Source organism: Corallococcus llansteffanensis (genome assembly GCF_003612055.1).
GTDB lineage: Bacteria > Myxococcota > Myxococcia > Myxococcales > Myxococcaceae > Corallococcus > Corallococcus llansteffanensis.
The window spans coordinates 1-12,417 of the sequence record NZ_RAWB01000296.1 but is presented as its reverse complement, the minus strand read 5'-3'; the positions used below and the strand labels follow the sequence as shown (position 1 = coordinate 12,417).

The 12,417-nt window shown below is 68.9% G+C and carries 16 protein-coding genes; 12 read left to right on the top strand and 4 right to left on the bottom strand.

Going from position 1 to position 12,417, the window contains the following annotated elements; translation table 11 throughout:
• From D7V93_RS25325 to D7V93_RS25310, 4 genes are all read right to left on the bottom strand, one after another.
• Positions 1-394: aquaporin (locus D7V93_RS25325; protein ID WP_208723144.1), on the bottom strand; the 394-nt coding region annotated here is incomplete at its 3' end.
• Between the two features lie 163 nt (positions 395-557).
• Complete coding sequence (hpt, locus tag D7V93_RS25320) at positions 558-1,091, bottom strand: hypoxanthine phosphoribosyltransferase (RefSeq protein ID WP_120614219.1); 534 nt, start codon at positions 1,089-1,091, stop codon at positions 558-560.
• 15 nt (positions 1,092-1,106) lie between these two features.
• Entirely contained in the window at positions 1,107-1,922 is an 816-nt protein-coding gene (locus tag D7V93_RS25315) for a uracil phosphoribosyltransferase (RefSeq protein WP_120645842.1), read from the bottom strand.
• A 67-nt stretch (positions 1,923-1,989) separates the two neighbouring features.
• Positions 1,990-2,589, bottom strand: coding sequence for a thymidine kinase (locus D7V93_RS25310; protein WP_120645841.1), 600 nt, complete (start codon positions 2,587-2,589; stop codon positions 1,990-1,992).
• 216 nt (positions 2,590-2,805) lie between these two features.
• Between D7V93_RS25310 and D7V93_RS25305 the strand changes: the two genes are divergently transcribed.
• From D7V93_RS25305 to dnaB, 12 genes are all read left to right on the top strand, one after another.
• Positions 2,806-3,156 (top strand): DUF5658 family protein, encoded by a 351-nt coding sequence (locus tag D7V93_RS25305; protein WP_120645840.1) that lies wholly within the window; start codon positions 2,806-2,808, stop codon positions 3,154-3,156.
• A 116-nt stretch (positions 3,157-3,272) separates the two neighbouring features.
• Positions 3,273-3,572 (top strand): septation regulator SpoVG, encoded by a 300-nt coding sequence (spoVG, locus tag D7V93_RS25300; protein WP_120538064.1) that lies wholly within the window; start codon positions 3,273-3,275, stop codon positions 3,570-3,572.
• A 41-nt stretch (positions 3,573-3,613) separates the two neighbouring features.
• Complete coding sequence (locus tag D7V93_RS25295) at positions 3,614-4,564, top strand: ribose-phosphate pyrophosphokinase (RefSeq protein WP_120645839.1); 951 nt, start codon at positions 3,614-3,616, stop codon at positions 4,562-4,564.
• 226 nt (positions 4,565-4,790) lie between these two features.
• On the top strand, positions 4,791-5,489 hold the full coding sequence (locus D7V93_RS25290; RefSeq protein WP_120645838.1) for a 50S ribosomal protein L25/general stress protein Ctc: 699 nt from the start codon (positions 4,791-4,793) through the stop codon (positions 5,487-5,489).
• Between the two features lie 78 nt (positions 5,490-5,567).
• Positions 5,568-6,143 (top strand): aminoacyl-tRNA hydrolase, encoded by a 576-nt coding sequence (gene pth, locus D7V93_RS25285; RefSeq protein WP_120645837.1) that lies wholly within the window; start codon positions 5,568-5,570, stop codon positions 6,141-6,143.
• A gap of 229 nt (positions 6,144-6,372) precedes the next feature.
• Complete coding sequence (gene rpsF, locus D7V93_RS25280; protein WP_120645836.1) at positions 6,373-6,855, top strand: 30S ribosomal protein S6; 483 nt, start codon at positions 6,373-6,375, stop codon at positions 6,853-6,855.
• Positions 6,856-6,903: 48 nt separating this feature from the next.
• A complete protein-coding gene (gene rpsR / locus D7V93_RS25275; RefSeq protein ID WP_120645835.1) occupies positions 6,904-7,317 on the top strand; it encodes a 30S ribosomal protein S18 in 414 nt (137 codons plus the stop codon).
• 26 nt (positions 7,318-7,343) lie between these two features.
• Positions 7,344-7,787, top strand: coding sequence for a 50S ribosomal protein L9 (rplI, locus tag D7V93_RS25270; protein WP_120538058.1), 444 nt, complete (start codon positions 7,344-7,346; stop codon positions 7,785-7,787).
• Between the two features lie 174 nt (positions 7,788-7,961).
• Positions 7,962-9,116 (top strand): acyltransferase family protein, encoded by a 1,155-nt coding sequence (locus tag D7V93_RS25265; RefSeq protein ID WP_120645834.1) that lies wholly within the window; start codon positions 7,962-7,964, stop codon positions 9,114-9,116.
• Positions 9,113-10,240, top strand: a complete 1,128-nt coding sequence (locus D7V93_RS25260; RefSeq protein WP_244237502.1) for a sensor histidine kinase — start codon at positions 9,113-9,115, stop codon at positions 10,238-10,240. Before D7V93_RS25265 ends, D7V93_RS25260 begins: the two co-directional genes overlap by 4 nt.
• On the top strand, positions 10,237-11,007 hold the full coding sequence (locus D7V93_RS25255; RefSeq protein WP_120645833.1) for a LytR/AlgR family response regulator transcription factor: 771 nt from the start codon (positions 10,237-10,239) through the stop codon (positions 11,005-11,007). Before D7V93_RS25260 ends, D7V93_RS25255 begins: the two co-directional genes overlap by 4 nt.
• 167 nt (positions 11,008-11,174) lie before the next feature.
• Positions 11,175-12,417, top strand: a 1,243-nt coding sequence (gene dnaB, locus D7V93_RS25250) for a replicative DNA helicase (RefSeq protein WP_120645832.1), incomplete at its 3' end; no start/stop codon positions are given.

Below are 12,417 nucleotides of genomic sequence, written 5' to 3'. Positions count from 1 at the left end.
CCAGCCCCTCCGCGCCCGGCGAGTAGCCCCCTGGCGCGCCCTTCGCGATGAGCAGCACCAGCCCCGCCGCGAGGATGGCCCCCACGCACTGCGCGACGACGTAGCCCGCCACGTGGCGCCGGTCGAACTTGCCCGCCAGCACCAGGCCCACCGTCACCGCCGGGTTCACGTGGCAGCCGGAGATGGGGCCCACCGTGTAGACCATCGCCAGCAGCGACAGCCCGAAGGCGAACGAAACCCCCAGGAAGCCGATGCGGTCGCCCGCCAGCACCGCCGCGCCCACGCCCCCGAGCACCAGCACGAAGGTGCCCACGCCTTCCGCCAGGTACTTCTGCATCGCGGCGGATCCGCCCGCGGGGGCCGGTCGGGCCGCATTCACCATCTCTTCACGCATGCGCAGCCTCCTCGCGCCCTCCAAGGAAGATGCTGCGCACGCGCACCGTGGCGAGCCACGCGCGGAGGGTCCCACGGCCGGCCCGCGGCGCATGGGTGGGGCCCCTGGCGCCTCGGGGCCCCCACCCCGTGGGGAGGGACGCCCGGGCACCGCGACGCCTGCTTCAGGCCTTCTTCCAGATCCCGATGAACGGCAGGTTCCGGTACTTCTCCCCGTAGTCCAGGCCGTACCCGACGACGAAGAGGTCGTCGATGACGAAGCCCTTGTAGTCGATGTTCACCTTCGTCCGGGCGCGCGCGGGCTTCTCCAGCAGCGAGCACAGCTTGAGCGACGCGGGGTGGCGCGCCTGGAGGTTCTCCAGCAGGAAGCTCATGGTGAGCCCCGTGTCGATGATGTCCTCGATGACGAGCAGGTGCTTGCCCGCCATGGGCTTGGACACGTCCGTGGTGATGCGCACCTCGCCCGTGGTCTCCGTGCCACCGTGGTAGCTGGACACGCCCAGGAACTCCACCGTGAGCGGCAGGTCGATGGCGCGCGCCAGGTCGATGGCGAAGAACGCGGAGCCCTTGAGCACGCAGATGAGCGTCAGCTCCTTGCCCTGGTAGTCGCGGGTGATTTCGGCGCCCAACTGCTTCACGCGCGCCTGCACGGCTTCCTCGGAGATGAGGACACCGACATCCTTCTCGTGGAACGTCACCGGGAGCTCCCTTGTCTACACGTAGGCGTTGTTCATGATCTCCCCGAAGCCGCCGCCACCGGGGACGATGTACTGCCGGTCATCCAGGCCCCGCTCCTTGTCCCAGAGCAGGCCCGGCGCCGTGCCGAACACCTCCGGCGGAGACAGGCCCCGGTCCAGCCGGAGCGCGTAGATGATGACGTCCGGGTGCTCCTTCGTCATCCGGCGCAGGTACTCCGGCGTGACGATGAGGTTGAGCGTGATGATGCGCCGGGCCTTGCCGGGCACCTTCGTCTTGTAGAGCTGGATGGCCGTGGACAGGCTGCCCCCCGTGGCCCCCATGGGGTCCGGGAAGAGCACGAACGCGTCGTCCACGTCCCCGCCAATCTTCGCGCCGCCAATCTCCGAGCCCACCACCGCCTGGGCCGCGTCGATCATCCGGCTCATGATGATGTGGTCCTGGCGCACGAGCGACGGATCCACCGTGAAGTTCAGCAGGTCGTACGTCACCTGCGACGGCAGCGTGCCCGCCCGCGCGATGTTCACCGTCACCACGCGCAGCTGCGGGTCCACCACCTCACCCTGGTAGATGCCCAGGGGCGTGGAGTCGATCATCCGCGTGGGAATGGTCACCATCTTGCGCGGGAACTCCGCGTTGATGACCGTCTTCACCAGGTCCGCGTAGAGCTGCTCCACCAGCCGGTTGATCTGCGGCTGCAGTGTGCCCTTCGCGCACAGCGTGGCCAGCTGCGACAGGAGAAACGGATTACCCACCAGGTGGACCTGCGGTCCATAGTGGTGGGTCATCTCGTTCAGCCGGAACGGCACGTTCGCGTACAGGGTGTCCCGCATCGGAATCCAGCTCCAGGCGAAAGCAACAGCGGACGGCCCCCGGAGGAGGGGCGAACGCCAGGGGGTTTCAGTCGAACAGCTTCAACGTCTGCGGGGGCGAGGCTTCCGTGGGTTCGCTTACATGACACTTGCGGCAGCGCGGCTCGTACTCGCCCGCCGCCCCCACCACCACCCGCTCCTCGCTTCCAATGATGCGCTGCGAGCGGTTGGCCGGATTGCCACACACCGCACAGATGGCCAGCTCCTTCGTGACGTACTCCGCCACCGCCATGAGCTGCGGCATCGGTTCGAAGGGACGGCCCTGGTAGTCCTGGTCCAGCCCCGCGCAGATGACGCGCACGCCCCGGTGGGCGAGCGCCTCGCACACCTGCACCACCTCGCCGCCGAAGAACTGCACCTCGTCGATGCCCACCACCTGGATGTCGGGGGGCAGGTGCCGGAAAATTTCTTCAGCCCTCTCCACCGGGATGGACGTCAATTTCAACTGGCTGTGGCTCACCACCTGCGTCTCGTCGTACCGCGTGTCGATCCTGGGTTTGAAGACGCGGACCTTCTGGCGGCCGTACAGCGCGCGCTTGACGCGGCGGATCAACTCCTCCGTCTTGCCGGAGAACATGGAGCCGCAGATGACCTCTATCCACCCGATATCTTTGGGAAATTGATGCAATGGGCGCTCGTCGGGGAGGGTCGGATGCGGCGCCAATCTCGGGCACCCACCCCTTCCCGTCAATTTCGTTTCCAGCCTGCCAACCCCCCATTCGTCCCTGCCTGCCCGCCCGCTTCCGGGAAGCCCTGGAAGCCTTGGCAAGCGAATTGAATAGGGAGGGCCCCGGGCAGCATGGACGGGACCAGGGGGTAGGGCGTGGCGGCGACGGCGAGCGGGATGCAGGCGGGGACGTGGACGCAGGGTGCTTCTTTCTACATGTCACCCGCGTCGGTGGCGTTGTTGATGCTGAACCTGATGGATGGGTTGTTCACCCTGCTCTTCCTGCAGCTGGGGGTGGCGGAGGAGCTCAACCCGGTGATGCGCGCGGCGTACGAGCACTCACCGCTGCTCTTCATGTTCTCCAAGCTGCTCATCGTGAACGCGGGCCTGTGCCTGCTGTGCCTGCACCGCAAGCTCAAGGCCAGCCGCTTCGCCATCCGCGCGGGCGCCGTCGTCTACGCCATCATCGTCGTCTACCACCTGGCGTTCCTCGCCCACCTGGTGAGTCACTGGCCCTTCGGGGCTTGAGCCCTCGCCTCCAGTGAACGGTCACCCGGTGCGGCGGGTAGGGGGTGCTTGCTTTTCACCACCAGTCTGTCCCAGGCTTCCCCATAGCTCCGGCCTTTCGGGTTCGGGGGGGGACCATGAACATCACCGACGTCCGGGTGTTTCCGGTCGAAGAGGACAAGCTCAAGGCGTACGTCACCATCACGTTGGATCACTGCTTTGTCGTGCGCGACTTGAAGGTGATCCACGGTTCCACCGGGCTCTTCATCGCGATGCCCGCGAAAAAACGGAAGGACGGTACCTACAAGGATATCGCCCATCCGTTGAACGCGGACACGCGGAGCCAGATGGAGCGGGTCATCCTCATTGAGTACGAGAAACACCTCCACCAGGCGCAGACGGGGACGCTCGCTCCCGTGGCTGCGGAACTCGACTAACGTTCTTCCCTTCGGGGCGCGCACGGGTTAGTCAGCGCCCCATGCAGCAGCGTGACTTCAAGGTGTTCGCCGGGAACTCCAACCCGGCGTTGGCGCAGCGCATCTGCGAATACCTCCAGCGCCCGTTGGGCAAGGCGGTCGTCGACACGTTCTCCGACGGGGAGATCCACGTCGAGATCGGCGAGAACGTGCGGGGACAGGACGTCTTCATCGTCCAGTCCACCTGCCCGCCGACGAACCAGCACCTGATGGAGCTGCTCATCATGTGCGACGCCCTCAAGCGGGCGAGCGCCGGCTCCATCACCGCCGTGATGCCGTACTACGGGTACGCGCGGCAGGACCGGAAGGTCGCGGCGCGCACCCCCATCACCGCCAAGCTGGTGGCGGACATGCTGGAGGTCGCGGGCGTCAACCGGGTGGTGTCCATGGACATGCACGCGGGGCAGATCCAGGGCTTCTTCAACATGCCCTCGGATCACCTGTACGGCTCGCCGGTGTTCCTGGAGGACATGCGCAAGAAGTTCCCGGAGCTGAGCGACGTCGTCATCGTCAGCCCGGATGCCGGCGGCGTGGAGCGCGCGCGCGCCTACTCCAAGCGCCTGGACACGGGCCTGGCCATCATCGACAAGCGCCGGCCGCGCGCGAACGCGTCCGAGGTGATGAACCTCATTGGCGACGTGATGGGCAAGGACGCCATCCTGGTGGACGACATGGTGGACACCGCGGGCACGCTCGCCCAGGCGGCCGCCGCGCTGAAGAACAAGGGCGCGCGCCGGGTGCTGGCCTACGCCGTCCACCCCATCCTGTCCGGCCCGGCCATCCAGCGCATCACCGACTCCGTGCTGGAGGAGGTCGTCTTCACGGACACGGTGCCGCTCGCGCCCAACGCCAAGGCGTGCCCGAAGATCCGCGCGCTCCACACCGACGCGCTGTTCGGCGAAGCCATCGCGCGCATCCACCGCGCGGATTCGCTGAGCTCGCTGTTCGTCTGACGCCCGGCCTCCGGCTCCCCGGGCTCCCGGATGCCAAACCGGGGAGCGCCTGGATGACGGCCGGCTTGACGTGACACCCCTGGGGCTGGCATGTCCGGCCCCCTCTGCTGGTTCCACGGGCTTCACGGCCCGGGCGCCGTCTTCGGGGCCCGCCATGGTGGCGGGATGCCGAGGGCGCCCTTCGGAACCAGCCGCACCCGCAGTCCCCCACTGAAAAGAGCATTCCATGGCCACCGACAAGAGCACCCTCGAGGCGAAGGCGCGTGAAGGTTCCGGCAAGGGCGCCGCCCGCCGCCTGCGCGCGCAGGGTCAGGTCCCCGCGGTCGTCTACGGCAAGCACCTGGCGAAGCCGCTGCACATCTCCGTGGATCCGAAGGCCATCCGCACGGCCATCAACACCCCGCACAAGCTGAACACGCTCATCCAGATCAAGCTGGAGGGCGGCGGCGAGCAGGTGCTGCTGAAGGACTACCAGATGGACCCCCTCACCCGTGACATCCTGCACGCGGACTTCATCGCGGTGCGCGACACGGACCAGGTGAAGGTCAACCTGCCCGTCGTCCTCACGGGCAAGGCCGCGGGCGTGCTGGACGGCGGCCTGCTCTCACAGATCCGCCGCAACCTGGAGGTGTGGGCCCTCCCCGGCGCCATCCCGCTCCAGATTGAGGTGGACGTCACCAACCTGAAGATCGCCGAGGCGATTCACGTGAACGACGTGAAGCTGCCCGAGGGCGTGTCGGTGAAGACGAACGTCAACTACACCATCGCGGTCCTCGCGGCGCCCGAGGCGGCGGAAGTGGCGGCCCCGGCGGCCATCACGTCGGCGGCTCCTGCCGCGGCGGCGACGGGCAAGGCGGGCGACGCGAAGGCGGCGGACGCGAAGGCCCCCGCGGCGGCCGCGGCCAAGGCCCCTGCGAAGAAGTAGTCCCCTTCTGGCAGTCCTTGTTTCCTCGCGGGGCGGGCCTTTCCAAAGGCCTGCCCCGCGGTCTTTACGGAGTCTTCCATGAAGCTCATCTGCGGGCTGGGCAACCCCGGGCGCGAGTACGAGCGCCACCGGCACAACATCGGCTTCATGGTGGTGGACGCGCTGCTGGCCCGCGCCCGCGCGGAGCTCACCCAGGACAAGTTCCAGGCGCGGGTGGGCCAGGGCACGCTGGGCGGCGAGCGCATCCTCTTCGTGGAGCCGCAGACCTTCATGAACCTGTCGGGCCGCTCCGTCGCGGAGGCCGCGCGCTTCTACAAGGTCGCCGTCCAGGACGTGCTCGTCATCCACGACGAGCTGGACCTGCCCTTCGCGCGGCTGCAGCTCAAGGCGGGCGGCGGCGCGGGCGGCCACAATGGCCTCAAGAGCCTGGTGTCCAGCCTGGGCGAGGACGCCTTCATCCGCGTCCGGGTGGGCATTGGCAAGCCGGAGGGCCCCAACGCCAAGGAGCGCGTGGCGGGCTACGTCCTCTCCAACTTCGACGACGGCGAGCGCCGCCAGCTGGAGGAGCTCATCTCCCGGGCGGCGGACATGGCGGAGAGCTGGGTGCGCGACGGGCTGACCACGGCGATGAACCGCCACAACCGGAAGGCCTGACCACCCGCCAGGACGGCCGGCCGGCCGCCCCCTCCCCGGGCATTGCTTGACTTTCGCGGGGGGGTCCTCTTAGAAGCCCCCTCCTCCCCGTGTTCTTGAGCGGGAAAAGGCGCGGTGGTGATGGGCGCGCGTGATTTTCCATCCCCGGTGGCGGCCTTTCGAGGGCCAGCAACCGTTTCCCCGCTCCCCGGATGGTCCGGGGGGCACTCGACCCCAAGGGGAGAGAAACATGGCAGAGACGCAGGCCGCCAAGCGGCTTCGTGAGTATGAGACCATCTTCCTGGTCAAGCCGGACCTGACCGATGACGCCGTGGACAAGCTCAAGGAGCGCGTCCGGGGCATCGTCGACCGCGAGCAGGGCAAGGTGCTTCGCTTCACGGTGTGGGGGAAGAAGAAGACCCTGTTCCCCGTGGCCAAGCAGCCCCGCGCCATCTACGTCCACACGAGCTTCCTGGGCAGCGGCAAGCTGGTGGCGGAGATCGAGCGCAACCTGCGCAACCTCGACGAGGTCACCCGGTACATCTCCGTGAAGATCGCGGATGAGGTGGACCCGGAGACGCGTCCGGTCCTCGAGGACCTGAAGCTGGCCGGTGACGTGGAGGAGACCCGTCCGGGTGCCCCCGCGGAGCGCGAGGGTGGCGGCTTCCGCAGCGTCGAGGCCCCCGATTTCGTCAGCCCCGACGCGGAAGAGGATGCCCCCGAGGAGGCGTAAGCCTCCTTCTGGGTCCTTCCCCCAACCTTCCAGGAAACGAGAACGTTCATGAGCAACGGCATGGATAGCAAGGGCGCTGGCGGTTCCCGCGGCCCCGGTGGTGGTGGTGGCGGTGGCTACGGCGGCGGTTCGCGCGGTGGCGACCGTGGTGGTGACCGCGGCGGCGACCGTGGTGGCGACCGCGGCGGCGATCGTGGCGACCGCGGTGGCATGGGTGGCGACGACGACAAGCGTGGTGGTCGTGGCTTCGGCCGCAAGAAGGTCTGCCGGTTCTGCGCGGAGAAGAACGCGTCGGTGGACTTCAAGGACCAGGCGACGCTCAAGTACTTCGTCACCGAGCGCGGCAAGATCATCCCCCGCCGCATCTCCGGCAACTGCGCGAAGCACCAGCGTGAGGTGGCGATCGCCATCAAGCGCGCCCGTGGCATCGCGCTCCTCCCCTACAACGCGGTCGTCGGCTAGCCGCCGGGTCCCCCAGGAGACTGAACATGAAGCTCATTCTGCGTGAGGACATCGACAATCTCGGCAAGTCCGGCGAGCTCGTCACGGTGAAGGACGGCTTCGGCCGCAACTTCCTTCTGCCGCGCAAGAAGGCCGTGCTGGCGAGCGAGCAGAACCTGCGCCAGTTGGAGCACGAGAAGTCCGTGCAGACCGCTCGCAGCGCCAAGCTCAAGGGCGTTGCGGACGAGCAGGCCAAGAAGCTTGGCGCCGTCAAGGTCACCATCAAGCGCAAGGTCGGCGAGCAGGACAAGCTCTTCGGCTCCGTCACGGTGTTGGACATCGCCGAGGCGCTCGCGGCCCAGGGTCAGCAGGTGGATCGTCGCCAGCTGCACCTGGCCGAGCCCATCAAGTCGCTGGGCAGCTACGACGTGGAGCTGCGCCTGCACCGCGAGGTGACGGCGAAGATCAAGGTCGACGTGGTGGCCGAGTAGTCCATCGCATCACCCTGTTTCCGAGTCGTTCAAGCGAAGGGGCCGTCCGGGAGACCGGGCGGCCCTTTTGCTTTGCGCGGAAGGGGCGCCCTCCCCGTCCGTCTCGCGCCGTCCCCGGTCCGCTCCACGGCATCCGCGTGGTGGCCGTGCGCCGGGCGTGGGCATCTCCAGGGCATGCACACGCCCACCCCTTCGCCCGCTGAAGCGCACCACCCCGACCTGGACTGGCTCCGGATGCTGGCCATCGTGGTGCTGCACCTGTTCCACACGGGGATGATGTTCAACACCTGGGACTGGCACCTGAAGAGCCCCGTCGCGCTGCCAGTGCTGGAGCCCACCATGGAGGTGCTGCACCTGGTGCGGATGCCGCTCCTGATGCTCATCTCCGGCGCGGGCACCGCGTTCGCGCTGCGCCGGCGCACGCTGGGCGCCTTCGCGATGGACCGGACGCGGCGGCTGCTCCTGCCGCTGGTGTTCGGCATGTTCGTGGTGGTGCCGCCGCAGATCTACGTGGAGCGGGTGTTCCGGGGGCAGTTCCAGGGCAGCTACGCCGCGTTCTACCCAACGGTGTTCGACTTCGTGCCCTACCCTGCCGGCAGCTTCAGCTGGCACCATCTGTGGTTCGTGGCCTACCTGTTCGTCTACTGCCTCCTGGCCCTGCCCCTCTTCGCGGCGCTGCGCACGGCGCCGGGCGAACGGTTCCTCGCGCGCGCGGACGCGTGGCTGTCCAGCGGGTGGAACGTAGCGTGGCTGGTGGTGCCGCTGCTGCTCAACAGGGTCTTGCTGCGCGACTTTCCGGAGACGCACGCCCTCCGCGATGATCCGCGCACCTTCCTGCACTACGGCCTGTTGTTCTTCTACGGCCACCTGATGGCCCGCTGCCCCGGGGTCTGGACACGGCTGGTGGCGCTGCGGCGCGGGATGCTGGCCTTCGCCGTGGCGGTGCTCGTGGCGGCGATCGCGGTGGAGTCGCTTCCGCCCGTGATGGAGATGGTGGTGGGGAGCGTCTTCCTCTGGAGCACGCTGCTGGCGGTGCTGGGCCATGCGCGGCAGCATGTGCGCGCCTCGGCGCCGTGGCTCGAACGGGCGCAGGCGCTGTCGTACCCGTTCTACATCTTCCACCAGACGGTCATCCTCATCGTGGGCCTGCTCCTGCTGCGTCTTCCCGTGGGTCCCTGGGCGCTCCTGGGCGCGGTGCTCACCGTGTCCTTCGCCGTCACGTGGGCCCTGAGCGAGGGCGTCTCGCGCGTGTCGTGGCTGCGGCCCTTCTTCGGCCTGAAGGCCCGGCCTTCGCGGGCCGCCGCCCTGGTCCCCAGGACGGCGGGGTGAGCGTCGTGTTCGAACCCGGGCCCGAGTCCACGTCCGTCCGCTGGCGCTGGCCGCGCCTGCGCGCCCGTTCGGCGCTGAAGGTGCTCGGGTTCTGCCTGGTCCTGGGGGTGTGGCAGGGCAGCGCGGTGCGGCTGTCGCAGCTCTCCAGCCGTCACCCGGGCCACTGGGCCCCCGCGTTCATCTGGGAGGTGACGAGCGCGCTCACCGTCGCGACGCTGCTTCCCCTCATGATGACGGCGGTCCTCAACGCACCGGGCCTGCGCGTGGGCTGGGGCCGCTTCCTGGGCATCCACCTGGGGGCCTTCGCCCTCTTCACCACGCTCCACGTCGCGGTGATGACGGCCCTCCGGCATGGGGCCTACGCGTTCCTGGGACTGGGGGCGTATGACTTCGGGGAGCCCACCTACCAGCTCCCGATGGAGGCCCAGAAGGACCTCATCAGCTACGCGCTCATCTGCGCGCTCATCTCGCTGATGGCCGCGTGGCGGGAGCGCCAGAAGCGGGCGCTGCGCGCGGCGTCGCTGGAGGGCGAGCTGCGGGCCGCGCAGCTCCAGTCGCTCACCGGTCAGTTGCACCCGCACTTCCTCTTCAACGCGCTGAACACCATCAGCTCGGTGATGTACGAGGACCTGCCGCGCACGGACCGGCTCCTGAGCGACCTGGGGCAGCTGCTGCGGGCAAGCCTGGAGCGCACCGAGCCCACCTGGACGTTGGGCGAGGAGCGGCTGCACACCGAGCGCTTCATCGCGCTCCTCGCGGCGCGCTTCGGGGACCGGCTGGACGTGCGCTGGGACATGGAGGCGGGGCTGGAGGCCGAGCGCGTGCCGTGCTTCGCGCTGCAGACGCTGGTGGAGAACGCGGTGAAGCACAACCAGGACCTGCGCGCGCCGCTGGAGGTGCGCATCCGCGGCCGCGCCCAGGGCCCACGCTGGACGCTGGAGGTGGAGGACACCGGGCGCGGCTTCGGGGCCGCGTCCCCTTCCGCGGGGCCGGGCGTGGGGCTCGCGCAGCTGGGGCGGGTGCTGGCGCTGCTGCATGGCGACCGGGCGGGGCTTGCGCGCGGCGCGGGGCCAGAGGGCGGCGCCCGGGTGACGGTGTGGCTGCCCCGGGAAGGAGCGTCATGAGGGTGTTCCGCGTGCTGGTGGTGGACGACGAGGCGCCCGCGAGAGCGAAGGTGCGGCGCCTGCTCACGGCCGACGCGCGCTTCACTTCGGTGGGCGAGGCCACGGACGGCACGGAGGCGCTCGCGCGCATCGAGTCGCTGCGGCCGGACCTGGTGGTGCTCGACGTGCAGATGCCCGGGCTCACCGGCTTCGAGGTGCTGGAGGCGCTGGGGCCGGAGGCCTGCCCGGCGGTCATCTTCTCCACCGCCTACGAGCGCTTCGCGCTCCAGGCCTTCGAGGCCCACGCGGCGGACTACCTGCTCAAGCCCTATGACGCCGGCCGCTTCGCGCGGGCGCTCGACAAGGCCCACGCGCTCCTGAGCGCGGGAGGGCGGGATGAGGCCTCCCTGGGCGCGCTGCTGACAACGGTGGCCCGGGCCCGTCCGGAGCGCCCCCTGGAGCGGCTGGTGGTGAAGGTGGGCGAGGGCTGGGTGCCGCTGCGGCTGGACACCGTGTGGCGCCTGTCGTCGGAGGACAAGTACGTGCGCCTCCACACCGACCAGGGCGAGCATCTGGTGCGCCAGACGCTGCGGGCCCTGGAGGAGCGCCTGGACCCCGCCCGCTTCGTGCGCGTGCACCGGGGGGACCTGGTGAACCTGGACGCCGTGGCCCGCCTGGAGCCGTGGACCCATGGCGACGGCATCCTCGTCCTGAAGGACGGCACCACCGTCATCCTCAGCCGGACCTACCGCGAGGCCTTCCTCCAGCAGTGGGGCGCGGCGGAGTGAGCGCCGCCGGGCGCCTGGGTTCACCCCGCGTCCGGGTGCAGGGGCCCTGGGGAGTACACCGGGGCCGGGGGCCTTCCTGCCCCGATGGGATGCTACAGGTCTGTTGCCTGTAAACTGGACGGGCTCTGGAACGTGTCAGAGGCTCCCTGTAGAGGTTCCAAGCAGCCATGCAGAACGTCCTGGACGGTAGGGAAGGTCGGCGGGTCCACGAGGATCTGGCCGCGGAGCGCGCGGTGCTCGGCGCCGTGCTGGCGGACAACGGGCTCATCACGCCCGTGGCGGAGGTCGTGCACGCGGACGACTTCTCCAGTCCCTCGCACGCGCAGATCTTCACCGCGATGATGCGGCTGGACGCGCAGAGCAAGCAGGTGGACCACCTGACGCTCGCGGAGGAGCTGAAGATCCTCGGGCAGCTCGTCGCGGTGGGCGGCCCCGCCTACCTGATGGGGTTGGATCAGGTCGTCCCGCTGGCGGCCAACGCGGTGCAGTACGCCAACATCGTCAAGGACCAAGCGATCCGCCGGCGCCTGGCCAACGTGGGCCGCGAGATCCAGGACCTGGCCAGCCAGGAGACGGGCGAGCTGGAGGTCCTGCTCGACGAGGCCGAGCGCAAGGTCTTCCTCCTCGCGGAGAAGAAGCGCGAAGGCGACCTGCGTCCGGTCAGCGAGCTGATGGAGCAGACGCTCGACCTGCTCGACAAGATGAAGGCCGCGTCCACGGGCGTGACGGGCCTGTCCACGGGCTTCATCGACCTGGACATGCAGCTGACCGGCCTGCACGCCGGCGAGCTCATCATCCTCGCGGCGCGTCCCGGCATCGGCAAGACGTCGCTCGCGATGAACATCGCGGTGCACGCGGCCCTCAAGGAGAACAAGGCGGTCGGCATCTTCAGCCTGGAAATGCCCGCGGATCAGCTCCTCATGCGTCTGCTCGCGTCCACCGCGCGCGTGGACATGAAGAAGCTGCGAGGCGGCCGGCTGTCGCCGCACGACGAGGAGAAGTTCCAGGAGATGGCGGGCGCGCTCTACAACGCGCCCATCTACATCGACGACTCCGGTGGCCTGTCCCCGTTCGACCTGCGCGCCAAGGCGCGGCGCGTGAAGCAGAAGGACCCGCGCCTGTCGCTGCTCGTCATCGACTACCTCCAGCTCATGCACCAGAAGGGCAAGGTGGAGAGCCGCCAGCTGGAAGTGGCCGAAATCTCCCGCGCGCTCAAGCAGCTGGCCAAGGAGCTGGCGGTGCCCATCATCGCGCTCAGCCAGCTCAACCGGAAGGTGGAGGAGCGCAAGGGCGGCAAGCCCATGCTGTCGGACCTGCGTGAGTCCGGCTCCATCGAACAGGACGCCGACGTGGTGATGTTCATCCACCGCGAGGACCAGGACGAGGGCGAGGGCGGAGAAGGAGGCGGAC

Excerpts from the sequence above, each read along its gene's own strand:
- pth (WP_120645837.1), top strand. The coding sequence starts at position 5,568 with ATGAAGCTCATCTGCGGGCTGGGCAACCCCGGGCGCGAGTACGAGCGC.
- spoVG (WP_120538064.1), top strand. The coding sequence starts at position 3,273 with ATGAACATCACCGACGTCCGGGTGTTTCCGGTCGAAGAGGACAAGCTC.
- rplI (WP_120538058.1), top strand. The coding sequence starts at position 7,344 with ATGAAGCTCATTCTGCGTGAGGACATCGACAATCTCGGCAAGTCCGGC.
- D7V93_RS25315 (WP_120645842.1), bottom strand. The coding sequence starts at position 1,922 with ATGCGGGACACCCTGTACGCGAACGTGCCGTTCCGGCTGAACGAGATG.
- D7V93_RS25290 (WP_120645838.1), top strand. The coding sequence starts at position 4,791 with ATGGCCACCGACAAGAGCACCCTCGAGGCGAAGGCGCGTGAAGGTTCC.
- rpsR (WP_120645835.1), top strand. The coding sequence starts at position 6,904 with ATGAGCAACGGCATGGATAGCAAGGGCGCTGGCGGTTCCCGCGGCCCC.
- D7V93_RS25295 (WP_120645839.1), top strand. The coding sequence starts at position 3,614 with ATGCAGCAGCGTGACTTCAAGGTGTTCGCCGGGAACTCCAACCCGGCG.
- rpsF (WP_120645836.1), top strand. The coding sequence starts at position 6,373 with ATGGCAGAGACGCAGGCCGCCAAGCGGCTTCGTGAGTATGAGACCATC.
- D7V93_RS25265 (WP_120645834.1), top strand. The coding sequence starts at position 7,962 with ATGCACACGCCCACCCCTTCGCCCGCTGAAGCGCACCACCCCGACCTG.
- D7V93_RS25305 (WP_120645840.1), top strand. The coding sequence starts at position 2,806 with ATGCAGGCGGGGACGTGGACGCAGGGTGCTTCTTTCTACATGTCACCC.
- D7V93_RS25255 (WP_120645833.1), top strand. The coding sequence starts at position 10,237 with ATGAGGGTGTTCCGCGTGCTGGTGGTGGACGACGAGGCGCCCGCGAGA.